Origin of the sequence: Cohaesibacter intestini, assembly GCF_003324485.1 — a bacterium.
Taxonomy (GTDB): Bacteria; Pseudomonadota; Alphaproteobacteria; order Rhizobiales; family Cohaesibacteraceae; genus Cohaesibacter; species Cohaesibacter intestini.
The window spans coordinates 828,224-851,103 of record NZ_QODK01000002.1; the positions used below are offsets into that span (position 1 = coordinate 828,224).

The following is a 22,880-nucleotide window of genomic DNA, read 5'->3' on the forward strand; positions in this document are numbered from 1 at the left end:
AGTGCCTCTCGATAAATTTCAGATCCATCAGAATGCCACACTTCGGGAAACGCTGGTCAAGATCGAGAAAAATCACGAAGGCTGCATTCTGGTGACCGATGATGCGGATCGGGTCATTGCTATTGCCACCGACGGCGACATCCGGCGCAAACTGCTCGCGGACATGACCCTCGAAGACCCGATTAGCCATTGCGGCAATGCCGATTTCATGGCCGCTGACTTGAAAACCCCGCGCGAGTTGCTGCTTAAACAGCTTGATCAGAAAATTCGACTGATCCCGGTGCTCGATGAGGATGGCAAGTTGGTGCAGGTCGTCACCAAAAAACACGTCCCGATCCAGATTGAGGAACCGGTCTATGCCCGCGCCCGCGCGCCCGTCCGGGTCAGCTTTGGCGGCGGCGGGTCGGACCTGACCCACTTTTTCTCTGATCATCAGGGCGCGGTGATCAATTCCACCATTTCCTCCTATTCCCACGCCACCTTGCGCAAACGCAAGGATTTGAAGGTGATCATTTCGTCCCTTGATCTGGGCGAGACCCTCAAGGCTGACAATCTGCAAGAGGCTTTCACCAAACCGGGGCCCTTCAATCTGATTTTGGCTCTGCTGCGCACCATCCAGCCAGCCTTCGGCTTTGAACTCTATGTCAATTCCGATTTTCCGCTGAAATCCGGACTTGGCGGCTCGTCGGCGGTGTCGGCTGCCATCCTTGGCTGCTTCAACCAGTTCCGGCAGGACCGTTGGGACCGCCATGAACTGGCCGAACTGGCCTTTCAGGCCGAACGCCTCTATCTCGACATTGCCGGCGGTTGGCAGGACCAATATGCGACCGTTTTCGGCGGCTTCAACTTCATGGAATTCGGCATGGAGCAGACGGTGGTCAATCCCTTGCGGATCAATGACGACATCCTGTTCGAGCTAGAAGAGAGCCTTGTTCTGTGCAACACCGGCACCGTGCATGAATCCGGCGAAATCCACGATGATCAGCGCAAGACCATGTTGAATGCCGAAATCCGCGCGCTGGTCAGCCGCTCGGTCGAGCTGACCTATCAGCTGCGCAACGATCTGCTGCGCGGCCGCCTGATGCAATTTGGCCAGAGCTTGCATGAATTATGGAAGATCAAGCGCCAATTGAGCGGCAAGATCAGCACCGACGAACTTGACCGCATTTATGATGCGGCCCTCGAATTGGGGGCCATTGGCGGCAAGATTTTGGGTGCTGGCGGCGGCGGCTTTTTCCTCTTTTATGTTCCGCCCTTCAAAAAGCATAAAGTCATGACCGGTTTGCAGGCCATGGGCCTGACGACCCTGCCCTTCCGCTTTGAAGCTGATGGCCTGAATGCCTGGACCATCCGCGAAGGCAAGCAATCCCTCGAAGATTAGTCTGGAAGTTCAAGATGTCCCTGAAAATTGACCCATTCACTGTCGGCGAAGGGCGATGCTTTGTCATCGCCGAGATAGGCAACAACCACAATGGCTCTTTCGAGCTGGCCATCGATCTGATCAATCAGGCGATCGATGCCGGAGCCGATTGCGTCAAATTCCAGATGCGTCATCTCGATCAGGTCTATCGCGAACGCAGCCTCAAAAAGGCAGGCGAGGATCTCGGCTCGGAATATATTGTCGATCTGCTCCAACGCTTCGAGCTGAGCAAGGATGAACATCGCAAACTGAAAAGCTATTGTGACGAAAAAGGCGTGCTTTATCTCTGCACCCCTTGGGACGTTACAAGCCTCGCCGTGCTGGAGGAAATGGGCGTAGAAGCCTATAAGGTGGCGTCCGCGGACCTCACCAACCTGCCTCTGCTCGATGCCTTGGCCAAAACCGGCAAGCCGCTGATCCTGTCCACCGGCATGAGCCGCACCGGAGAGGTCGAAACCACAGTCGCCTTCCTGCAGGCGCGCAAGGCCGCTTTCGCGCTTCTTCATTGCAACAGCACCTATCCCGCTCCCTTCCACGACATCAATCTGCGCTGGATGGAAGGCTTGCGTCAGCGTCATCCGGTGGTGGGCTATTCCGGCCATGAGCGCGGCACGGCGGTCTCCATCGCAGCCGTTGCCTTGGGAGCTTCCATCATCGAGCGCCATTTCACCGCCGACAGGTCAATGGAAGGCCCTGACCATGCAGCCTCCTTGGAAAAAGCCGAATTCCGCCAGCTGGTCGATGGCATCCGGCAGGTTGAAGAAGCCTTGGGCTCCGGCACCGAGCGCAATCTGTCGCAAGGCGAAATGATCAACCGGGAAAATCTCGCCAAAAGCCTTGTTGCGGCCGCCCCCATTGCCAAAGGCACAGAAATCACCGCCGATCTGATCAAGATCCGCAGCCCCGGGCAGGGCCTCGCCCCGCATCATTATCAGGCGCTGATCGGCAAGACGGCCAAGCGCGACATGGGCTATGAGGATTTCTTCTATCCCGCCGATCTGGCGCTTCATGCCGCCGAACCCCGCCAATATGCCTTTGACCGCCCATGGGGCGTGCCGGTGCGCTATCATGATTATGCCGCCTTCGCCAAACGCATCACGCCGGACTTCTACGAATTCCATCTCTCCTATTCGGATATGGATCTAAAGCTCGAAGACTATCTCGAGGGCCCTTATGACTGCGACTTTGTCGTCCATGCGCCGGAATTGTTCGCCGAAAGCCGCCTGATGGACCTCGCCACGCCCGATGAGGCCGAGCGGCAGAAATCCATCGCCGAGACCCAGCGGGTCATCGACATCACCCGTGCGCTGAAGGCCTATTTCCCCAAAACCGAGCGCCCGATGATCGTCGCCAATATTGGCGGCTTCACCATGGATGCGCCGCTGCCCAAAGACGCCATTGAAGGCTATTACGAGCGCTTCGCCCAAAGCCTTGAGGCGCTGGACCGCGATGGTGTTGAGCTGATCCCGCAAACCATGGCGCCTTTCCCATGGCATTTTGGCGGCCAGCGCTACCAGAATCTCTTCGTCACCATCGAAGACATCCTGCATTATTGCCAGAAACTTGACCTGCGGATGTGTTTCGACATTTCCCATTCCTCGCTGACCTGCAACCATCTGGGTGTCGATTTTTATGACTTTGCGGCAAAAATTGCCCCCGTCTCCGCTCATCTCCATTTGGGTGACGCCAGCGGGCTGAATGGGGAAGGCCTGCAAATCGGCGAAGGCACGCTCGATTTTGATCGCCTCGGCGCGATCCTCAAGCAAGGCTGCCCCGACACCCCCTTCATCCCGGAAATCTGGCAGGGCCACAAGGGCGAGGGCGAAGGCTTCTGGATCGCCTTTGAACGCCTTGAAGGCAGGCTCTAGGACAAGCTGTCAAACAAGGCTTGTGACAATCCGTTAACAAGCCATGGCCCGGCAATACCACAGAGCTGGACCATGGTTTACACTGCTCCCACTATCTTTGATTCTGGGAAAGATTTGGGTTCACTGTGCTTTCAATAATAAAACAAGAAATCGAAGCCTCGATTGATGCCAAAAAGGCAGCCCTCGCCGATGAAGCCCTGCTCGAGCAACTTGCTGTGCTTTCTCAAAAATGCGTCGACAGCCTAAGAGCGGGCGGCAAAGTGGTTCTGGCGGGCAATGGCGGCTCCTTCGCCGATGCCCAGCATTTGGCGGCTGAATTTGTCTGTCGCTTCCGGCGCGACCGCGCGCCCCTGCCCGGCCTTGTGCTTGGTGCCAATGCGTCGCTCGCCACCGCCATTTCCAATGATTATGGCTATGACCATATCTTTGCCCGCGAATTGGAAGCGATGGCGACCAGCCAAGATGTCTTCATCGCCATTTCCACCAGTGGCAATAGCGGCAATATTATCGAAGCGGTCAAGACCGCCAAAAAACTCAGCATCCATACCGTCGCCTTCACTGGGGACTCGGGCGGACAGTTGGCGGCGCTCTGTGACTGCATCAAGGTGCCATCCAGCGTCACCGCTCGCATTCAGGAATGCCATATCCTGTTTGGCCATATCATTTGCGGCATTGTCGAAGACAGCCTCTTCCCTGAGAGCCACCAGCCGGGAGGCGATGCATGAGTGAGATCATCGCGCTGATCCCGGCCCGTGGCGGCTCCAAAGGGGTGCCGAACAAAAATATCCGCCCGCTGGCCGGTCACAGCCTGCTCGAATGGTCCATCGCCGCTTGCCTCAAATCCAAGCGCATCGACCGCACCATCGTGACGACGGATTCTGAGGAGTATCGCCAATTGGCTTTGTCCCTCGGAGCTGAAGCCCCCTTCCTGCGCCCAGCCGAAATCTCGCAAGATCGCTCGCAGGATATCGAATTTGTCCTCCATGCGCTGGATTGGCTGAAAGAGCATGACAGCGAGCCACGCCTGATTGTCCAGATCCGCCCGACCACACCGATGCGCGACCCGGCGCTGATTGATGCGGCGATTGCCGCCTTTGAGGCCTCCAGCACAGCCACCTCCCTGCGCTCGGTTCATGAAATGTCGGAATCGGCCTACAAGACCTTCGAGATCAATCAAGATGGCATTTTGGCCTGCGTTGGCACCGGCAGCACGGCACTCGACGCTGCCAACCGGGCGCGACAGGCCTGCCCGACCACCTATTTCCCCAATGGCTATGTCGATGTGCTTTCGACCGACTTCATCCGTCGCACCGGATTGATGAATGGCGACCATGTTCTGCCCTTCCTCACCCCGGTCTCCCTTGAAGTCGATAGCGAAGACGATTTCCGCCATATCGAATATCGGGTCAGCCAAGAACCCGAAATCCTAGACCTTCTGTTTGATGAGGCCCCTTGATGGCGCACCAGCTTTTCTCCCGCGACCCGCAACAGGTCGCCCCGGTCGACACGGCCCACCGGACGATCAAGACGACCATCCCCTGCCCCGGCACCGCCGAGATTTTGGCCCGCCTCGATGAAACCGAGAGCCGCTCCATGCATGGCCAGCTGCCTTTGGTCTGGGATAGCGCGATCAATTACAATGTGTTTGATGCGGCAGGCAACAAATGGATCGACTTCACCTCCTGCATCTTTGTCGCCAATGTCGGCCATTCCAACCCGCATCTTTCGAGCGCCATTGCCGCCACATTGGATAAGCCGCTTTATAGCTGCTACGCCTATGGCAACGAGGTCCGCGCCCGCTATCTCGAAAAATTGCTGGCCTTTGCTGGCAAGCCATTTGAGAAAGCATTTCTTTTGTCTGCGGGCACCGAGGCCACCGAAGCGGCTTTGAAGCTGATGCGCATGCATGGCCAGTCGGTCGGCAAAAAGCGTGGCGGCATCATCACCATCCAGAATAACTGGCATGGCCGCACCCTCGGCGCTCAAATGTTGAGCTCGAATGTCGGCCAGAAAAGCTGGATCGGCACCCTCGACCCGGACATTCATCACATTCCCTTCCCCTATCCGTGGGAGACCAACGACAAGACCGGCCTCGACATCCTCGACAAGGGCCTTGCCGAGCTGGCGGACAAGGGCATTGATCTGGCCACCGACATTGCTGGTTTCATGTTGGAGACCTTTCAAGGCTGGGGCGCGGTCTTCTATCCCAAGGACTATGTGCAGGCCATCAAGGCGATCTGCGACAAGCATAATATCCTGCTGGCCTTTGACGAAATGCAGGCCGGGTTCGCCCGCTGCGGCAAGGCCTTTGGCTATCAGCATTATGAGGTCGAACCCGATCTCATTTGCGTTGGTAAGGGCATGGGCGGCGGCGTGCCGATTTCCGGCGTCATCGGTCGCAAGCACATTATGGACCTGCCCGACATTGGCAATATGAGCAGCACCCATTCCGCCAACCCGCTCTGCTGCGCCGCTGGCCTTGCGGTGCTGGAGGAAATCGAGAGCAAAAATCTGATTGAGGAATCCCGCCGCAAGGGCGAGCTTCTATTTGCCGAGCTGCGCAAGCTGGAAGCCCGCTTCCCGCACCGGATGGGGCCGTCTCTGGGCCATGGCCTGCTGGCTGCGATCTTCTTTTATAAGCCCGGCACGCGCGAGGCCGACGGGGCCTTTGGCAGCAAGGTCTGTGAACTTGCCATGCAGAAGGGCCTGCTGATGGTTCATACCGGACGCGAATCCATCAAGCTTGGCCCACCGTTGACCATCCCCGACGACGCCATTCTTGAAGCCATGGCGGTCTTGGGCGAGTGCATCGCAGAAGTGGACGCCGACGCATGATCACCAACATCCGTCATACCGGCCTCGTGGTTCAGGATCTCGACAAGAGCCTCCATTTCTGGTGCGACGTCATGGGCTTCACAGTGGCCCGACGGATGGACGAAGCAGGACCCCATATCGACGCGATCATGGAGCTTGATGATGTGGCCGTCACCACGGTCAAGCTGGCCGCCCCCGATGGCAATCTGCTCGAACTGCTGAAATTCACTTCCCATCCGGACAAGCCGGATTGGGAGGGCAGCCCCGTCAGCACCGGCCTCACCCATATGGCCTTCACGGTGAGCGATCTGGAAGCCACCTGCGCCACGCTCCTCCAGCATGGAGTCCGGCTGCATTCCGACATCCAAGTTTCCCCCGATGGCATGGCCAAGCTGGTTTATTGCCGCGGCCCGGAAGGCCTGATCCTCGAACTTGTGGAGATGATCGCTTCATGACCCGACACTCCATCGATTGGCATACCAAGCAGGATGAGGATTATCTCCAGCTCTGCATTGACCGCCTGTCCCAGCCACCGCTCTTCTGGGTGGAGCAATTCGTCACCTTCATCAATGAAAAGACCGCTGACTGGGGGGACAATCCGCGCAAGGTCAATGACATTGGCTGCTGCACCGGGGCCTTCAATGTCGGCCTGCGTGAGTTGGGCCAATGCCCGATTGATTATCAGGGCTATGACATTTCCCAGACCTATCTCGACATTGCCCGCCTGCATTTCCCCAAGCGCCCCTTCGAGCTGCTCGATATTGGCCAAAGCAAGCCGCGTGAGACCGACATTTCGGTCATGTCCGGCACGCTGGAACATGTCGATGAGTGGCAAAGCGCCCTTTCTCATATCTGCCAGACCACCAAACGTTTCGTGCTAATGCGCACCTTCCTTGGCACCAGCTTTGAGGTCGGCCACTATTCCCAGCCCGGCGCGGACCATTCCTACCCGATCTATCAATTCACCTTCCAGCAGCTGCATGAAGAAGCCGAAAAGCATGGCTTCTCGGTGGAAATGATGCGCGACAAGGCCACGGATTCCATTGCCAAATATCTCGGCTGCGGCATCACCCGCACCCAATATGTCTGTCTGCTGACCGCAAAGGGGGCGTAATGCTTGCCCATCAGATCATTGACGGCCTGACCAAGCCCTGCCCACGCTGTGGCGCGGTCTGCGATCATGTCCTGACCGCCAAATTGCGCCGGGGCGAAGGGGTGGTCTATCATTGCCCCTCCTGCGACATCGGCTTCCTCGATGGCAAACCCTTCGACGTCAAAGCCTTCTATGAGACCGAATATCGCAAAAATGTCTCCCACAAGGCGGAAGGCACCGCGACCCATGCGCAAGAGATGTTCACCATCTATAGCCGCTTTCAGCAGCAGCGCCTCGATTTGATCCTGCCCCATGTGACACCCCAGACGGACCTGTTGGAAATCGGCGCGTCCGCCGGGCAGTTCCTCACCCATCTGGAGGGCAAGACCAACCGGCTCGCAGCCATTGAGCTGGATAGAGATTGCTGCGCCTTCATGGCCGAACGCTTCGCCTTTGAAATCAGCACCGACTTCTTCGCCGACGGCCCCTTTGCCGATCAGCAATTTGATATCGTCTGCTCCTTTCAGGTGTTGGAGCATACGCCCGACCCGGTCGCCTTCCTCAAGGATGTGCACAAGGCCCTAAAGCCCGGCGGCCGTGCCTTCATCGAGGTGCCGAACCTCTATGACCCTTTGCTGACCACATGGAAGGTCCCCAGCTACACCCAATTCTATTATCACGCCGAGCATCTTTTCTATTTTTCGGGCGACGCTTTGAAAAAGGCCTGCAAGGACGCCGGCTTTGCGGATGAGGCGATGAGTCTACACTTCGCGCAGGATTATAATCTGCTCAATCATCTCCACTGGATCATGAATGACGGCCCGCAAGGCACCTGCGAGATCGGCCTGTCCGAGGTCAAGCTCGAGGGTCATGATCCGGCGCTGACCTCTTGGCTCAGCGACCAGTTGGCCGCGCTCAATGCAGCTTATATCGACAAGCTGGTGGCCAGCGGCCAAACCTCAAATCTTCTGATCGAATTGGTGAAAGAGACATGATTGGCTTCATTCAGGGCCGCTTGGTCCCACAGGTCAATGGCATGATTCAGGCCTTCCCATGGGAAGACTGGCAAAAGGAAATCGCGCTCGCTGACAGCATCGGCATCCATTGCATGGAATGGACGCTCGATCAGGCGGGCCTCTATGACAATCCGCTGATGACCGAGCAAGGCCAGGCCGAAATCCGCGCTCTGTGTGACAAGCATCACCTCACCATCCCGAACCTCACCGGCGATTGCTTCATGCAAGCGCCTTTTTGGAAGGCCGAAAGCGCGGCGGAAAAAACCGCTCTGCTTGCCGATTTCGAAGCCATCTGCCGGGCTGCCAGCACAGTCGGCATCCGCAACATCGTCGTGCCTCTGGTCGACAATGGTAGCTTGCAGACCGAAGCTGAAACCGCATGCTTGATCGATGCGCTGCTCGCCCGCAAGGCTTTGTTTGACAGCCTTGGCATCGCCATCCTGTTCGAAAGTGACTTTGCCCCCCAGCCATTGGCAGAATTCATTGCCAAGCTGCCCGCCCCGACCTTTGGCATCAATTATGACAGCGGCAACAGCGCTGGCATTGGCTATGATGTCAAACAAGAATGGGCTGCCTATGGCGAGCGGATTGTCAATCTTCATATCAAAGACCGCCTCTATCAAGGCACCACCGTGCCGCTCGGCTCGGGGGCGGCGGATTTCCCTTCACTGTTCGCCTGCATGGCGGAAGCCAAGTATTCAGGCGACATCATTCTGCAAACCGCCCGTGCTGCCGATGGCGATCATCTCAGAGCCATTCTCGCCTACCGCGCCTTCGTCAAGGACGGGCTGAAGCAGGCGGGAGGCACCTATGATTGATCTCAAAGGCAAGTCCGTCCTCATCACCGGTTCATCCAAAGGCATTGGCCTTGCCATCGCCCGCGCCCTGCATCAGGCCGGCTGTCATGTGCTGCTGAATGGCCGCACCGAAGCGCCCCTGAAACAGGCATGCGACAGCCTCGGCGCTGAGCGCTGTTCCTATGTGGTGGGTGATGTCTCTGATCCGGCAGAGGCGCAAAGAATCGCTGATGCAGCCCGCGCCCGGTTTGGTAGCCTCGATATCCTTGTCTGCAATGTCGGCTCCGGGGCCTCTGTGCCACCCGGTCAGGAAACAGCCGCCGAATGGCAACGGGTGTTTGCCACCAATCTGTGGAGCACGACAAATATGGTGGAAAGCTGTCGCGACCTGATCACCAGACAGACCGGGTCGATCCTCTGCATTTCCTCCATTTGCGGCAATGAAACCATCCCCGGCGCACCCGTCACCTATTCCACCGCCAAGGCTGCGCTCAATGCTTTTGTCAAAGGCATCGCCCGGCCCTTGGGCAAGGATGGCATTCGCATCAACGCCATCGCGCCGGGCAACATCCTGTTTGACGGCTCGGTCTGGCAGCGCAAGCTGGATGAGAATGAAGAAGCCGTTGATCAGATGCTGCAAAAGGATGTGGCGCTTGCCCGTCTGGGCACCCCCGAAGAGATCGCCAATCTCACCCTTTGGCTGGCCTCCGGTCAGGCAACCTATGCCACGGGCCAAATCTGGACCCTTGATGGCGGCCAGACCCGCCGCTGACATGACTGAAGGATAGACGTCCATGACCAACAGTGTATTGAGCAGCTTTGATCTAACCGACCGAGTGGCGATCATCACCGGCGGCGCAGGTTTGCTTGGCCGCAAACATGCCGAGGCTGTGGCTGAGCTTGGCGGCATCCCTTGCCTGCTTGACCTTGATGCGATCCGAGCGGCGGATGCCGCCAAAGATCTGGAAGCCACCCATGGCTGCCAGACCTTCTCCATTGGCGTCGACATCACCAACCCCGACGCCATCACGGCAGTGCGCGACGCCATTCTGACGCGCTTTGGCCGCATTGATATCCTGATCAACAATGCCGCCAACAATCCCAAGATGGAATCCACCGATGGGGCCAACTGGTCGCGCTTTGAGGATTTCCCGCTTCAGATCTGGCAAGACGACATCTCCGTCGGCCTGACCGGAGCGATGCTCTGCGCGAAAATCTTCGGCACGCACATGGCGCAGAAGGACGGTGGTGTCATTCTCAACATCGCCTCCGATCTCGGCGTTATCGCCCCAGACCAGCGGATCTATCGCAACGAGGGCGAAAGCGCAGAGACACAAAGCGTCAAGCCCGTCACCTATTCCGTCGTCAAAGCAGGTCTCATCGGCCTCACCCGCTATCTCGCCACCTATTGGCCCGATAAGGGTGTGCGCGCCAACGCGCTGGCCCCCGGCGGGGTCTATAATGGCCAGGATGACGCCTTCGTTGAACGCTTGACCAATCTCATCCCCATGGGCCGGATGGCCGACAAGGACGAATATAAGGCCGCCGTTGCCTTCATGATATCGGACGCATCGAGCTACATGAATGGCACCACCCTTTCCATCGATGGAGGCCGCACCGTCTGGTAGGGCCTTTTTTTGCACGGGGGACGAATTGTGAATGCGCCCCCTTTTGCCCTAAACTGGCCCGACTTGACTGATTTGCCCGCCAATCCTTCACCGATCCGGCGGCATCCAGCGACCCGAAACGTAAGGCAGATCCAACATGCAAGCTCAGACCGCTGACCGCCTCCAGAAGGCCCAGAAATATCTCGCAGCCGGAAAAGCCGATCGGGCGGAGACAATCTGCCGCAAACTGCTCAAGTCAAAAGATGGCTATGTCGATATTCGCCTCACCCTGTCCAAGGCCTTGCTGGCGCAGGACAAGCCGGATCAGGCCCTGAAATATCTCTCGGAAGCCGCCAACCATCAGCCCGACAAACTGGCCCTCCAATCGGCCACCGGCGACCTTGCCTTCCGGATCAAGAAATATGCAGAGGCCATCGATCACTACCAGAAGGCCGTCAGCCTTGAGCCGTCCAATCCCGACTATTGGTACAGGCTGAGTGATGCCCTGTTTCAGGCTGCCACAGAGAATTTCAAGTCTTATCTGGATCGGGGTGAAGTCACGCAAAGCGGCGAGACCAAACCTAGAGTCGACTTCTACGACGATGCGATTGCCATCTCCAACAAGGCGATCGAACTCTTCTCTGAAGATGTCCCATTGTTGCGTCTGGCCGGTGAGATCCTCCTCAAGGCTGGCATCGAGGATGTGGCCATGCTGTGCTTTGAGCGCTGTCTGCCGCTGGACCCCTTCGATCACATTGCCCATTATCACTGGCTTGAGTACAAACGCTCCAAGAACGCCAATCAGGAGATTGTCGATTACGCCATTGCGCAAGGCGACCGCATTGCCAACGATGCCATCTGCAATCGGACCGTCACTTATGCCTATGCCCAGCTTGGCCGCTATGACAAGGCGATGGAGCATATCAACCGCTCGGTCGAACTTGCTCCGAAAAACGACAAATTCGTCACCGCCAAAGCGCATATCTATTATCGACTGGGGCAGTTTGAAAAATCGATCACCTACAGCAACAAAGCGCTGCAGCTCAACCCCGAAGCGACCTATCCGCATTGGCTGAACTGTCTGTCCAACTGGAAACTAGGCAATCTGCCCGAAGCCCACAAATGCAACCCCTATCGCTTCGAGGTTGCTGACGTCTGCACCAAGTTCAATTTGAAAAGCCCCCTCTGGCGTGGGGAAAGCCTTGAAGACAAGCGAATTTATGTCTGGTCGGATCAGGGCATCGGTGACATTTTCAAAACGACCAGCATGCTGAGGGAAATCACTCCGCATGAAAATGTGATTGTCGCTGTGCAAGACAAATGCATGCCGTTCATCAAGGCCCTGTTCCCCCGGATCGATGTCCGGCCCCTGCCAACCAAACTGCCAGCCCTGAGCATCGTCAGCAATGCCTTTGGCACCAAACAGAGCCGCAAGAATGAATTCCCATCGATTGAAGAGGATTTTGACTGTCAGATCCCGCTTGGCTCACTGATCGAGGTTCTGCGCCCCGAAGTCTCCGATTTCGAAGGCAAAGACAAAATAATGATCCTGCCGGAGGAGCATGTCGCCCCCTTCCGCGCGCTCAACATCCTGTCCAATCCAAACACCACCAAGGTCGGCATGGCCTGGTCGAGCAAGACCTTCGGTGACCCGGAAGCCTACGGCTATCTGGAACTGGAAGAGCTGTTGGATGTCCTGCGGATGCCCGGTTTCGAATTCTATAACTTCCAGTATACGACCAAGGAGCACGAAATCACGGCTTTCCGCGAAAAGCACGATGTGCCGCTCTATCATGCGCCGGGTCTTGATCTGATGGATGACATGCTGGAAACCGCCGCCTTTAACAGCTGCATGGATCTGTTTGTCGGTCCGGGCTCGACCAGTTCGGACATTGCCGGCGCTGTTGGCATCAAGTGCTTGCGTTACGCCCCATGCCACTATCAGGACAATCTGGGCCAACCCTATGTGCCATGGTTCGCAGATCAGAAGTCCATCGACATTCCATGGGGAGACGACGCGCTCAACTATATCGACGTGATCAAGCAGTGGCTGCTGGACAATAAAAAACACTGACAACATTTGCGACGGAAATGCCACGAAAGCCAGTCACCAGAAGGGAAACTCCCTTCCTTGCGCAAAGCTTTCGTTCGGCAGCCCAGATTTATTAAAGTGCAGTTAGCCAATTTGCTGCTTTTTTGATTGTCAGAAATGACAGACCGTAAAATTTCCGCTAGTATAGTTCCCAAGTTTACCTTGTACACTTGAGGCTACACATGGATTTATCGGTCCAGAAAATGCAGCCGCCAGCGTCAGTTCAAGGCAAATCGGCGGCAAGGAAGGCATCCCGCTCAGGCGCCCTGACTGAAGACGAAGCGGTCGAATCCACTGAACGCGACGCGGAAATTCGATTCATGCATGGCAATACGGCCTATGAAGGCATCGAACAGGACGACCAGCTGGATCAGGATCCCAAAGGCAGAAAGCCGCGCCGCAAAAGGCGAGGCGCCAACCTGCTGTCGGGTGAAGACCTCTCTCAACTGACCATATCGATGGAAATGGAGAACACACCACAGCATTCCGCTGATGGTTTGATGAATCTGCGGGCCTACACGGCAGCTCCAGCCCCCCGAGAGGATGACGAAGAGCCCAACTTCGATCGCAATATCTAAAAACAGTAACATTCGCCTGCCGCATTGTATTTACTTCTAGACAATAATGCCTGCTCTGCGTGAGCTTTTTGCTCGCACTGAAGCAACGAAAGCAATCGCAAAGTTGAAATCTTAACCGTTACATTTCACCATCAAAATCCCGAAAATCCGCTCTTGTTAACCAGTTTCGATGGCATAGAAACTGACCCGTTTTAGCAAAACGCAAACAGAATCAAAACGCTAGTTGGTAACAGTAAAAAGACCTGACGATACTTGCAGAAAATCGTTCGAATCCTGTTTTACTGATATTAACCATGAAAGAGAACTCATAATTAACCCTGACATCTGTTAACCATATAATTTTACTATTGATTTTCGGTTTTCCGACATTCTTTCCCCACGACCAAGGACGGTCTCGAGTACAAAAACCAGAAAGGTTATGGGGATTATGTCAGGAATTACTCTCTCAGCAGGCGTTCGCTCGAATTTGCTTTCTTTGCAGAACACTGCAAGCATGATGTCTGATACGGCAAACCGGCTTTCAACGGGTAAGAAAGTCAACTCCGCGTTGGACAATCCAAACAGTTACTTTACCTCTCAAGGTCTCAGCACGCGGGCAAACGAGCTGGGCAACCTTCTTGACGGTATCGGCAACGCAACCAAAACACTCGAAGCAGCTGACAATGGCATCAAAGCCATCACCAAGCTGGTAGAGAGTGCGCAGTCGACCGTTCGTCAGGCTCAGCAGGCCAACAGCGATTCAAGCGGCACCCACATTCAGTCTGGCGCCAACATCGACACGTCGGGCTCCACTGGATCCACCACCAAGGCTCGCGCTGAAAACCAGACCCTTACCAATCTGGGCTTCACCACCGGTACCAGCTCCAACCTCACCATCACGTCTACCTCTGAAAATGGCGTGACCAAGACGTTCGACCTGAATGCTCACTTTACAGCAACCGGCGAAACCCTGCTTGATGGCGATGGCTCTGCATCCACCAGCACCGACGACTATTCCGTCAGCGATCTGGTTAATGACATCAACGCATCGGGCGTTGCAACGGCTTCGATCACCGATGACGGACGTCTGGACCTGAAAGCCAACGGCAACGCCGAACTGGAACTGCAGTTGGTCAACACCGATACCGAAACCGCAACCACGCAGGCCGGCACCACCGGTACCTCACTGGCAGCAGCTCTCGGTTTTGGTGCATCCGCTGACGAACTGGGTGAACTGGCTGATGGCTCCACCGGTACGGTTGGTGACGCTGGTGGTACCGACGTTGCATTCACCGCAGGCGCAACGTCTGGTGATGCTGATACCTTCACGGTTACCAACGTGGCCTCCTCGTCTGACGCTGACAATGCCGAACTGGTTTCCCAGTTCAACGACATTCTCGATCAGATTGACGAATTGGCATCAGATGCCACCTATAACGGTGTGAACCTGATCAATGGCGAAGGCAGTGACTTGACCGTTGCTTTCAACGAGCATCGTGACAGCAAGAAGTCCGAACTGACGATCAAATCTGCCGACCTCACCGCCACGGGCCTGAGCATCGGTAGTGCGACCTCTCTGAGTTCTGATGAAGCCAACACCAAGCTGGATAACCTCTCCGAGGCCCTCTCCACCTTGCGTGCCCAGTCTTCGACCTTCGGTTCGAAACTGAACACGGTGACCATTCGTGAGGAATTCACGAAAGACAGCATCAACACCCTGCAGACCGGTGCAGACTCGCTGGTCCTCGCAGACTCCAACGAAGAAGGTGCAAACATGCTGGCGCTGCAAACCCGCCAGACCCTGTCCACCACCTCCCTTTCCCTGGCGTCTCAGGCAGACCAGGCTGTGCTGCGCTTCTTGCGCGCTTAACAGCAACCAAAATTTCACTAAAATCCAAAACGGCGGGACATTCCCGCCGTTTTTTTGTCGTTAATAATCTGTTCACCAATGTCTTTAACGACGTTCCTGCACACTCTATTAACCTTAAATTAGCCTTTCATAGCGATCATCCGACTAAGCCTTAGAAAAAGGTCAATATTGTATTCGAGTACCCAGAAAGGTAACACAATGTCGGATATCACTCTCTCTGCTGGCGTGCGCCAGAACTTGTTGTCACTCCAGAATACTGCGGACTTGATGTCCACAACGCAGAACCGTCTGGCAACTGGTAAAAAAGTTAACTCAGCGTTGGACAATCCAACCAACTACTTTACGTCCCAGGGATTGAGCAGCCGTGCGGCCGATTTGAGCAACCTTCTCGATGGCATTGGCAACTCGATCAAAACCTTGGAATCAGCTGATAACGGCATCAAAGCCATCACCAAGCTGGTTGAAAGTGCACAGTCTACTGTTCGTCAGTCTCAGTCTGCCAACAGCAATTCCAGCGGCACCCACATCCAGTCCGATGCCGGCATCAACACTGCGGGTTCTTCAGGCTCGACCACCAAGGCACGTGCAGAAAACCAGACCCTTACCACTCTGGGCTTCACCGCGGGCACCAGCTCGAACCTGACGATCACTTCCACGTCTGAAAATGGTGTCACGTCGACCTTCGATTTGAACGCCCACTTCACGGCGACTGGCAAAAGCTATCTGGACGGAGACGGCTCCGCTTCCACCAGCACCGACGACTACACCATCAGCAATCTGGTTGACGACATCAACGCGTCTGGCGTTGCAACCGCATCGATCACCGATGACGGCCGTCTTGACCTGAAAGCCAATGGCAACGAAGAGTTGGAACTGCAGCTGGTCAACACCGATACCGAAACCGCTACCACGCAGGCCGGCACCACCGGTACGTCTCTGGCAGCAGCTCTCGGCTTTGGTGCTTCCACTGACGGGCTTGGTGAACTGGCAGATGGCTCCACCGGTACGGTAGGTGACGCTGGTGGTACTGATGTTGAATTCACCGCTGGTGCGACCTCTGGTGACGCTGATACCTTCACCATCACCAACCAGGCCTCCACCTCGGATGCTGACAACTCTGAACTCGTCACCCAGTTCAACGATATTCTTGACCAGATCGACTCGCTTGCAGCTGACTCCAGCTTCAACGGCATCAACCTGATCAACGGTACAGGCAACGACCTGACCGTATCGTTCAACGAACATCGTGATGAAAAGAAATCAGAACTCGAAATCAAGTCTGCTGACCTGACTTCTGATGGCCTGAGCATCAGTGCAGCAACGTCCTTGAGCTCTGACGAAGCAAACCTGAAACTGGACTCTCTGGCCGACGCCCTGACGACCCTTCGTAAGCAGGCTTCGACCTTCGGTTCCAACCTTTCCACCGTGCAGATCCGTAAGGACTACACCAAGGAAAGCATCAATACCCTGCAGACCGGTGCGGATGCTCTGGTTCTCGCAGATTCCAACGAAGAAGGTGCGAACATGCTGGCGTTGCAAACCCGCCAGACCCTGTCCACCACTGCTCTGTCTCTGGCTTCCCAGGCAGACCAGGCCGTTACCCGGTTCCTCCGGGCCTAATCGGTTCCTTCGTAAGGCGATTAGAAAGGCGGGGATTTCCTCGCCTTTTTTTGTTTCTGCCACGCAGCGATCCCGCGCTCCAGCGTCTTTATTCTTTCCAAGAGCCCCCAACTCCTCTAGGAAGAAAGAGCAAGCCTCAACACGAAGACTTGCGACAAACAGGAGGTCCCATGCCCCTCAAGATCGAGTTGCGCCCCGGCGAAAAAATCATCATCGGCAATAGCGTCATCACCAATGGAGAGAACCGCGCCAAATTGTTCGTGGATGGTGAAGCGCCTATCCTCAGAGAGAAGGATATCCTGACCAGCGAAACCGCCAACAGCCCCGCCAAACGCATCTATCTTTGCGTTCAGTTGATGTATCTGGGTCAGGATCTGGAAAAGCACAGAGAAACCTATTTTACTTTGGTGAATGAATTTCTACAGGCGGCTCCCAGTGCATTAACTATTATAGACGCCATAAATAGGAAAATATTAACCTATTCCCTCTATCCTGCTTTGAAGGAAACCAAGGCGCTTATAAAGTACGAAGAGGAGTTGCTCCGAGATGTACAACCAATCCGCAGCGAGAGCCTATCAGGAGACGGGCTATCAGGGGGGTGAGCCGCGCGAGCGCGAAGCAGCCCTGTTGATCAAGGCAGCAGCCAACCTGCAGCGGACCAAGTCGGAAGAAGCCACGCGTGAAGAGCTTGATCACGCACTGACCTTCAACCGTCATGTTTGGACCTTGTTCGTCGGCGAATTGCTTGACGAAAACCATGAAATGCCGAAGGATTTGCGCCAAAACCTTGTTAATCTTGGCCTTTTTACCTTCAATCACACTTTGGATGTGATGGCTGATCCGCAAAACAAGACTGTCGACAGCCTGATCAACATCAATCGCAACATCGCAGAAGGCCTGCGCGCCAACGGCTAAAAGCCGGCAAGCAAGCGAAGCTTCGATAGGATGCGAGCAGGAATGCCAAATGCGCCACCACACCGGTTGGCGCATTTTTTCGTTTGACGATCACAAACGCCGCCCTTCGAAGCATTTGAACGCGAATGAACAGAAGTATAGACAAAGAAAAAGGTGGCCCGTGCCACCTTCTTTTAAACTCGCTGCCCAATACATCAAGCAACCGGCGCCTGCACGTAAGCAACAGATTTACATAAACTTTGTTAGCGTCAGATTATAAAGCATGGACGTCGCCTGATAGGAGGCTTCAATACGTGTCTGCATGACCATGATTTTCGCGGCAACCTCTTCATCGTTAATTGCCTCGATGCCATCTGATGCAGATTGCAACATGCTCAGGCTGGTCGTGTGCCTCGTATTGGCATCGGACAACATCTTCGTTGCCACCCCCAGCTGGGTCTGGATCGTTTTGACCACATCTCCCTGGTTCGCACTCGACAGCCCCGCTGACACAGCATCGGCCAACGCCGAGTAACGATCCTGATCAACGCTGCTGTCCTGATCATAGGACGGCAATGTGAAAGCAGTCATATAGGCCAACTGACGCACGATGCTTTTCTCATTGGCTCGCGCCCCATAAGAAACATCCAGATGACTGTCGACATGTGCCTTGGCAGTGTCGCGCGCGTTGCCAGGATTGTTGTCACCAAGATACCAATTGACCGTTGGCTTACCGGCATTGGTGGCCGTATCGAGCGTGGTGGCCGTCTCAGGCGTCCCAACAACACGTTTGGGCTCACCTCCGTTGGATGTATCATAGAAGTCCATAGCCGCCTGTATGCGCGACGCAGCCTCCCCTTCATCCTGAACATTCTTCTCGATCTGGAAAGCCAGCACGCTTTCCAGCGAGGCCGCGGTGTCCGCAGGCGTTGCGCCAATGGAAAAGATCCCTTCCCCCGGATCGGAAGCACCCGAGCCCGCTTTGAGCTGAATGACTTCATTTGATCCATCCGGCAGCGTGAAGGTGAAGGACAGAACCTCATTAGGATCGGGTTGCCCGGTAAACGCGACATCGACCGACAAAGGCGCGCCAGTTGGCCCGGTGACCGTGGCATTGCTCAACGTGCTGGTGACCGCTTCGAGCTTATAGCCAAAGTCGGTCGCCTGTTCGGCCAGCGTCACCGTCCCAGCAGCTGCCGACAGCGTTAGCCGTCCTCGGCCATCCGCACCGGCATCCGCCCGCATGCGTTCGTCGGTGACAGTGATCAACCCTTCCTCACCACCAAAGCCATTGATGATCTGGTCGTAGTTGCGCGTCGGTTCAATCTCGGACGTGGTACCGGAGAAAACGAAGTCTCCATCCACCTCAGTGTCAAGCAGCCCCAATATTTCCTTGACAAAAGCCGTCGTCGTCATCTGACCGACCGACTGATTGGTGTCAGTGATGTTGTATTCTGTCGACGTTGCAGACCCACTGACCTCAGATCCAATATCAACGATCCGCTCAAGAGCGGTGTTCATCATCGAAATCTGCAGCTTGGCTTGCGCGATCGTCGATTGAAACCCTTTGAAGGTTGAAATGTCCGACCGCAGATCCAGCGCCTTGGAAGACTGCTCGCCCAACCCACCATAGGTCTGTGCCTTTTTGCCAGTGCTGATCTGAACCGTCAGTTCTTCCATTTGGGCGGAATTGCGACTGAGCGACGTCATCAGCATCGTAGAAGAAAAGCCGTTAAGTCCACTGATCATCTTTGTGTCTCATTTCCTAAATGCGCATCAAGGAGTCCATCATCTCCTTGACGGCCGTCATCACACGGGCATTGGCGGTATAGGCGGTTTGCAGCTCCAGCAGATGCGCCAGCTCGGAGTCGATATCAACCTTCGAGCCTTCCTCATAACGCGCCATGACATTGTTCATGACGATTTGCTGGCCCTCGTTCCGGGTCTTGGCGGTTGCACTCTGCTGGGACTGATAGGCGATCACTTCGCGTGCATATTCATCCACGCTCATGGTCACCGGAGCGCCACCATCTTTCAGGTTAAACTGCAGCGAGGTGTTGTTGAGCGCATCAAACATCGCATCCGGACGCGTCTGATCAGACGCCCCGATCCCGGCGCTATATTTGACCAGCAACGATGGGTCATTCACCAAAGCGGCATTAACCTGGATGCGAGAAGCAAAGCCGGTCTGCTGGACCATGCCATCAACACTGCCGGTATAAAGCCCCGGACCTGTGCCACCATCCACGAAGAAGGGCAAAGCACCAGCCTGATCCTGAAGGCCCGTCGCCGTCATGCGAGCGTCCAGCGCGGTCACATCCACTGTGTTTGCGGCTCCATCATCCAGAATGCGGATGGAGTTGCCGGACGGATTGCTAACGCTGAAGGCACCGCCCAGAGCGGCCTGAATCTGAGTTGCCACGCTGGCCATACCGCCGGAAAAGTCAATCCCCACAACGGTATCGTCATTGCGCGCGGTAACATCATCGCCCAGCGGCAACGACGCGGCAGAATCCACCCGCACGAACGTTACGACGTTGGTCTCACCCGTCCCCACATCCTGATAGGTCAGAGTGAACTCGTCGCCCGATTGCAGCCCCGTCAGATCGACATCGAAGCCAGCCTGCGCGCCTGCTGTTGCCGCTGTCCCGGCCACGTCATATTTGGCAAAGGCATCTGCCAGACCATCAGCGAGGCTATCAAGCTGGTTCTGGGTCTCGACAAGGACCTCATCGCGCAGCTCAAACAGGGCACCGATCTTGCCACCCTCAAAGCCACCGGTGTCGGTCATGTCATGGCGCGTGCCACCCTGCGAAACCAGATTGAGGCTACCAAGCAGCCCCTGCCCCGTGGCACTGTCTCGCTTGGTTTCCGCGCTGACGGTGCCATAGGCATCAAACTCGAACTGCGAGGCCACCTGATCATAGATGGTGACACCATTCTCAAGCGAAATCTGAACGGAATTGTTCGGCGCATCATCGACCCGCAGAGGCACCAGTTCCGACAACTGACTGATCAGGGCATCGCGCTGATCCATCATGGCGACTGGCTCAATCTGGTTGAGCGTCATTTCCTGAATCCGCCCATCGATATCTTCGATATCCTTGAGCAGGCGGTTCATGTCCTCAACGGCCGTCTCAATGGCAAATTCCGCGTCCTGCCGCAAAGACTGCACCTTGTCGGCGGATTGATTGATCTTCTGCGCCAGAATGGCCGCATCATTGAGCACATCCAAACGGCTTGCGGCATCATCTGGTGACGTCTGCAAGGTCTGCAATGCATTCGAGAAGGAGTTCAGCAAGGTGTCCAGCGCATTGGCACCACCTGGCTGTCCCATGGTGGCATCCACCTGACCCAGATAATCGGCCATCACGTTGGTATAATTGCTGGCGGCGGTTTCGGTCCATAGCTGTTTCTGCGCCACCTCATCGATGGTCCGCTGAACGGTGGTCCCGATGACCGCTGTCACCTTGCCATCGACGGTCACATCTTCACGATTGGAGACCTTGCGCGTATAGCCCGGCGTATTGGCATTGGTGATGTTGGAGGCAGTGATCTCCAGCTCACGGTTGGTCGTGCGCAACCCCGAGGACGCGACAGAAAGTGCAAGACCAAGACCCATGAACCAATCTCCAAATCACCTATAGGAAAGCCGCCGCACCCAAACAATCGATGCGGCCGGCTCAATCATCTGTTACCGAATAACCTGCATCACTTCGCTCAGCATGTCGCGTGCAGTCGACAGCACGCGGGTATTGGCCGTGTAGGCCTGCTGGGAAACGATCATTTTGGAGAATTCGTCCGCAATATCGACGTTGGAAGATTCCAGCGACGAGCCACGAATGGAGCCGGTGGCACCCAGAATGGCCTCGCCGGAATCTTCCGTTGCCCGGAAGGCGCCGCCGCTTTCACGGGCCAGATAGTTATCACCGTCAAAGGAAGCCAGAATGATCTCAGCCAGATTGCTCGACTTGCCATTCGAATAGTTGGCCACAACATGGCCTGAGCTGTCGATGCTGATGTTGGTCAGCTCACCAGCAGCCGCGCCATCCTGCGACAGGTTCATGTTGGCAACACCGGTCTGAGTGGCGAAGGCCGTGATGCCATTACCGCCATGATCAAGGACGATATTGCCAAGGTTGATGCCATCAACCGTCATGCCTGCGACAGTAACGTTTGAGGTAGGTGCTGTCATCGCACCTGTGGAGTCAAAGGTATAGTTCTGACCGACATTGGTCCACTTGGTTGCGGTGCCGGTGGCAGTGGAATCCGACTTGTAGTAAAGGTTCCATGTATCAGGGGTGTCGGAAATCTTACCCCAACGCAGCTGTAGGGACGCATTCTCACCATTGGCGATATAGGTGGTGATAGCACCGCCAGAGATGGTCTGAGACAGAAACTGGGTTTCGTCCTGCGCCTGCACGACACCGGCACCGGCCGAGGTCGGATCAACAGTGTAACCCGCACCCGGCGTGATCATGCTGCCTGCAGTATCAGTGGTGGACGGAACCGCTGGCAGGTTGCCGGTATATTTGACGGTCGTGGTCGCCTCGGCAGCCATAAAGCCTTCCTCAAAGGTCGCAGGCTGCGGCACGGAGCTCACCGGATTGCCGGTTGCATCATCCAACTCGATCACTGCCAGATAATGCCCGGCTTCGTTGACGAAATAGCCGTCCTCATCAAGGGTGAAGTCACCGCGACGGGTATACATCGGCGTGCCGTCAAAAATCGGTGTGCCATCGGTTTCACCGATTTTCTCGTAAACGACGAAATAACCATCCCCACTGATCGACATATGGGTTGAAGTATCAGACGACCCAATCGGACCAGACACCGTGTTGGTCTGACGGGAGTTGGTCATGACCGAGCCGGAAGTCTGTGCGGACTTGTTTGAGGTGAAGTTGCTGACGAGATCCACGAAAGCGGTATCGACTCGCTTGTAGCCAACCGTCGAGGTGTTGGCGATATTGCCGGAAATATTCTGCATCGATTTGGATTGCGCAGCCATGCCCGCAACGGAGGTCGTAAGCGCCGAATAAAGACTCATGGTACTTCCCTTTGATCAGGTACAAATCAGGTTGCCAATCTGAAGAGCAAAAACCGGGCCAACTGGAAGAATCAAAATTCCCTTTAAATTTCAATTAACTAGAAAATTTAACCTCTTGTTAAGCAGGTAATAAACGCCCCTACTGAACCACAAGCGGCATTTTTTGCCCGCCTGCATGGCCCATT

Annotated in this window: 20 protein-coding genes; 17 read left to right on the forward strand and 3 right to left on the reverse strand. The window is 55.7% G+C overall.

Annotated elements, in window-relative coordinates:
• Position 1: 1 nt before the first annotated feature.
• The 17 genes from DSD30_RS09410 to flaF all read left to right on the forward strand — a co-directional run bounded on the left by DSD30_RS09410 (position 2) and on the right by flaF (position 17,669).
• On the forward strand, positions 2-1,381 hold the full coding sequence (locus tag DSD30_RS09410) for a GHMP family kinase ATP-binding protein (RefSeq protein ID WP_114009363.1): 1,380 nt from the start codon (positions 2-4) through the stop codon (positions 1,379-1,381).
• A 14-nt stretch (positions 1,382-1,395) separates the two neighbouring features.
• Positions 1,396-3,288 carry an N-acetylneuraminate synthase family protein gene (locus DSD30_RS09415; protein WP_114009364.1) on the forward strand — a complete coding sequence of 631 codons (1,893 nt, stop codon included), beginning with the start codon at positions 1,396-1,398 and terminating at the stop codon, positions 3,286-3,288.
• Between the two features lie 125 nt (positions 3,289-3,413).
• A complete protein-coding gene (locus tag DSD30_RS09420; protein WP_114009365.1) occupies positions 3,414-4,013 on the forward strand; it encodes a D-sedoheptulose-7-phosphate isomerase in 600 nt (199 codons plus the stop codon).
• Complete coding sequence (locus DSD30_RS09425; protein WP_114009366.1) at positions 4,010-4,744, forward strand: acylneuraminate cytidylyltransferase family protein; 735 nt, start codon at positions 4,010-4,012, stop codon at positions 4,742-4,744. Before DSD30_RS09420 ends, DSD30_RS09425 begins: the two co-directional genes overlap by 4 nt.
• Positions 4,744-6,123, forward strand: coding sequence for an aspartate aminotransferase family protein (locus tag DSD30_RS09430; RefSeq protein ID WP_114009367.1), 1,380 nt, complete (start codon positions 4,744-4,746; stop codon positions 6,121-6,123). The genes DSD30_RS09425 and DSD30_RS09430 overlap by 1 nt, the downstream gene beginning before the upstream one ends.
• Positions 6,120-6,557 (forward strand): VOC family protein, encoded by a 438-nt coding sequence (locus DSD30_RS09435; protein WP_114009368.1) that lies wholly within the window; start codon positions 6,120-6,122, stop codon positions 6,555-6,557. Before DSD30_RS09430 ends, DSD30_RS09435 begins: the two co-directional genes overlap by 4 nt.
• A complete protein-coding gene (locus tag DSD30_RS09440) occupies positions 6,554-7,216 on the forward strand; it encodes a class I SAM-dependent methyltransferase (protein ID WP_114009369.1) in 663 nt (220 codons plus the stop codon). The genes DSD30_RS09435 and DSD30_RS09440 overlap by 4 nt, the downstream gene beginning before the upstream one ends.
• Positions 7,216-8,190, forward strand: coding sequence for a class I SAM-dependent methyltransferase (locus tag DSD30_RS09445; RefSeq protein ID WP_114009370.1), 975 nt, complete (start codon positions 7,216-7,218; stop codon positions 8,188-8,190). Before DSD30_RS09440 ends, DSD30_RS09445 begins: the two co-directional genes overlap by 1 nt.
• Positions 8,187-9,029: a sugar phosphate isomerase/epimerase family protein gene (locus DSD30_RS09450; RefSeq protein ID WP_114009371.1), complete on the forward strand. Its 843-nt coding sequence runs from the start codon at positions 8,187-8,189 to the stop codon at positions 9,027-9,029. The genes DSD30_RS09445 and DSD30_RS09450 overlap by 4 nt, the downstream gene beginning before the upstream one ends.
• Positions 9,022-9,780, forward strand: coding sequence for an SDR family NAD(P)-dependent oxidoreductase (locus tag DSD30_RS09455; RefSeq protein ID WP_114009372.1), 759 nt, complete (start codon positions 9,022-9,024; stop codon positions 9,778-9,780). The genes DSD30_RS09450 and DSD30_RS09455 overlap by 8 nt, the downstream gene beginning before the upstream one ends.
• A gap of 22 nt (positions 9,781-9,802) precedes the next feature.
• Positions 9,803-10,636 (forward strand): SDR family oxidoreductase, encoded by an 834-nt coding sequence (locus tag DSD30_RS09460; protein WP_114009373.1) that lies wholly within the window; start codon positions 9,803-9,805, stop codon positions 10,634-10,636.
• A 136-nt stretch (positions 10,637-10,772) separates the two neighbouring features.
• On the forward strand, positions 10,773-12,689 hold the full coding sequence (locus DSD30_RS09465; RefSeq protein ID WP_114009374.1) for a tetratricopeptide repeat protein: 1,917 nt from the start codon (positions 10,773-10,775) through the stop codon (positions 12,687-12,689).
• A gap of 200 nt (positions 12,690-12,889) precedes the next feature.
• Positions 12,890-13,285, forward strand: a complete 396-nt coding sequence (locus tag DSD30_RS09470) for a hypothetical protein (RefSeq protein WP_114009375.1) — start codon at positions 12,890-12,892, stop codon at positions 13,283-13,285.
• A gap of 427 nt (positions 13,286-13,712) precedes the next feature.
• Complete coding sequence (locus tag DSD30_RS09475; RefSeq protein ID WP_280955307.1) at positions 13,713-15,134, forward strand: flagellin N-terminal helical domain-containing protein; 1,422 nt, start codon at positions 13,713-13,715, stop codon at positions 15,132-15,134.
• 198 nt (positions 15,135-15,332) lie between these two features.
• On the forward strand, positions 15,333-16,754 hold the full coding sequence (locus tag DSD30_RS09480; protein ID WP_114009377.1) for a flagellin N-terminal helical domain-containing protein: 1,422 nt from the start codon (positions 15,333-15,335) through the stop codon (positions 16,752-16,754).
• A 170-nt stretch (positions 16,755-16,924) separates the two neighbouring features.
• Positions 16,925-17,356, forward strand: coding sequence for a flagellar biosynthesis repressor FlbT (gene flbT, locus DSD30_RS09485; RefSeq protein WP_114009378.1), 432 nt, complete (start codon positions 16,925-16,927; stop codon positions 17,354-17,356).
• On the forward strand, positions 17,301-17,669 hold the full coding sequence (flaF, locus tag DSD30_RS09490; protein ID WP_114009379.1) for a flagellar biosynthesis regulator FlaF: 369 nt from the start codon (positions 17,301-17,303) through the stop codon (positions 17,667-17,669). The genes flbT and flaF overlap by 56 nt, the downstream gene beginning before the upstream one ends.
• A gap of 228 nt (positions 17,670-17,897) precedes the next feature.
• On the opposite strand, the gene DSD30_RS09495 is transcribed toward flaF, so the two are convergent.
• The 3 genes from DSD30_RS09495 to DSD30_RS09505 form a co-directional block, all read right to left on the reverse strand.
• Positions 17,898-19,397 (reverse strand): hypothetical protein, encoded by a 1,500-nt coding sequence (locus DSD30_RS09495; RefSeq protein ID WP_114009380.1) that lies wholly within the window; start codon positions 19,395-19,397, stop codon positions 17,898-17,900.
• 16 nt (positions 19,398-19,413) lie between these two features.
• On the reverse strand, positions 19,414-21,270 hold the full coding sequence (gene flgK, locus DSD30_RS09500) for a flagellar hook-associated protein FlgK (RefSeq protein ID WP_114009381.1): 1,857 nt from the start codon (positions 21,268-21,270) through the stop codon (positions 19,414-19,416).
• Positions 21,271-21,342: 72 nt separating this feature from the next.
• A complete protein-coding gene (locus DSD30_RS09505) occupies positions 21,343-22,695 on the reverse strand; it encodes a flagellar hook protein FlgE (protein ID WP_114009382.1) in 1,353 nt (450 codons plus the stop codon).
• Positions 22,696-22,880 lie beyond the last annotated feature (185 nt).

Excerpts from the sequence above, each read along its gene's own strand:
- DSD30_RS09475 (WP_280955307.1), top strand. The coding sequence starts at position 13,713 with ATGTCAGGAATTACTCTCTCAGCAGGCGTTCGCTCGAATTTGCTTTCT.
- DSD30_RS09415 (WP_114009364.1), top strand. The coding sequence starts at position 1,396 with ATGTCCCTGAAAATTGACCCATTCACTGTCGGCGAAGGGCGATGCTTT.
- DSD30_RS09460 (WP_114009373.1), top strand. The coding sequence starts at position 9,803 with ATGACCAACAGTGTATTGAGCAGCTTTGATCTAACCGACCGAGTGGCG.
- DSD30_RS09450 (WP_114009371.1), top strand. The coding sequence starts at position 8,187 with ATGATTGGCTTCATTCAGGGCCGCTTGGTCCCACAGGTCAATGGCATG.
- DSD30_RS09445 (WP_114009370.1), top strand. The coding sequence starts at position 7,216 with ATGCTTGCCCATCAGATCATTGACGGCCTGACCAAGCCCTGCCCACGC.
- DSD30_RS09465 (WP_114009374.1), top strand. The coding sequence starts at position 10,773 with ATGCAAGCTCAGACCGCTGACCGCCTCCAGAAGGCCCAGAAATATCTC.
- flaF (WP_114009379.1), top strand. The coding sequence starts at position 17,301 with ATGTACAACCAATCCGCAGCGAGAGCCTATCAGGAGACGGGCTATCAG.
- DSD30_RS09440 (WP_114009369.1), top strand. The coding sequence starts at position 6,554 with ATGACCCGACACTCCATCGATTGGCATACCAAGCAGGATGAGGATTAT.
- DSD30_RS09430 (WP_114009367.1), top strand. The coding sequence starts at position 4,744 with ATGGCGCACCAGCTTTTCTCCCGCGACCCGCAACAGGTCGCCCCGGTC.
- flgK (WP_114009381.1), bottom strand. The coding sequence starts at position 21,270 with ATGGGTCTTGGTCTTGCACTTTCTGTCGCGTCCTCGGGGTTGCGCACG.
- DSD30_RS09495 (WP_114009380.1), bottom strand. The coding sequence starts at position 19,397 with ATGATCAGTGGACTTAACGGCTTTTCTTCTACGATGCTGATGACGTCG.
- DSD30_RS09425 (WP_114009366.1), top strand. The coding sequence starts at position 4,010 with ATGAGTGAGATCATCGCGCTGATCCCGGCCCGTGGCGGCTCCAAAGGG.
- DSD30_RS09470 (WP_114009375.1), top strand. The coding sequence starts at position 12,890 with ATGGATTTATCGGTCCAGAAAATGCAGCCGCCAGCGTCAGTTCAAGGC.
- DSD30_RS09505 (WP_114009382.1), bottom strand. The coding sequence starts at position 22,695 with ATGAGTCTTTATTCGGCGCTTACGACCTCCGTTGCGGGCATGGCTGCG.
- flbT (WP_114009378.1), top strand. The coding sequence starts at position 16,925 with ATGCCCCTCAAGATCGAGTTGCGCCCCGGCGAAAAAATCATCATCGGC.
- DSD30_RS09480 (WP_114009377.1), top strand. The coding sequence starts at position 15,333 with ATGTCGGATATCACTCTCTCTGCTGGCGTGCGCCAGAACTTGTTGTCA.
- DSD30_RS09435 (WP_114009368.1), top strand. The coding sequence starts at position 6,120 with ATGATCACCAACATCCGTCATACCGGCCTCGTGGTTCAGGATCTCGAC.
- DSD30_RS09455 (WP_114009372.1), top strand. The coding sequence starts at position 9,022 with ATGATTGATCTCAAAGGCAAGTCCGTCCTCATCACCGGTTCATCCAAA.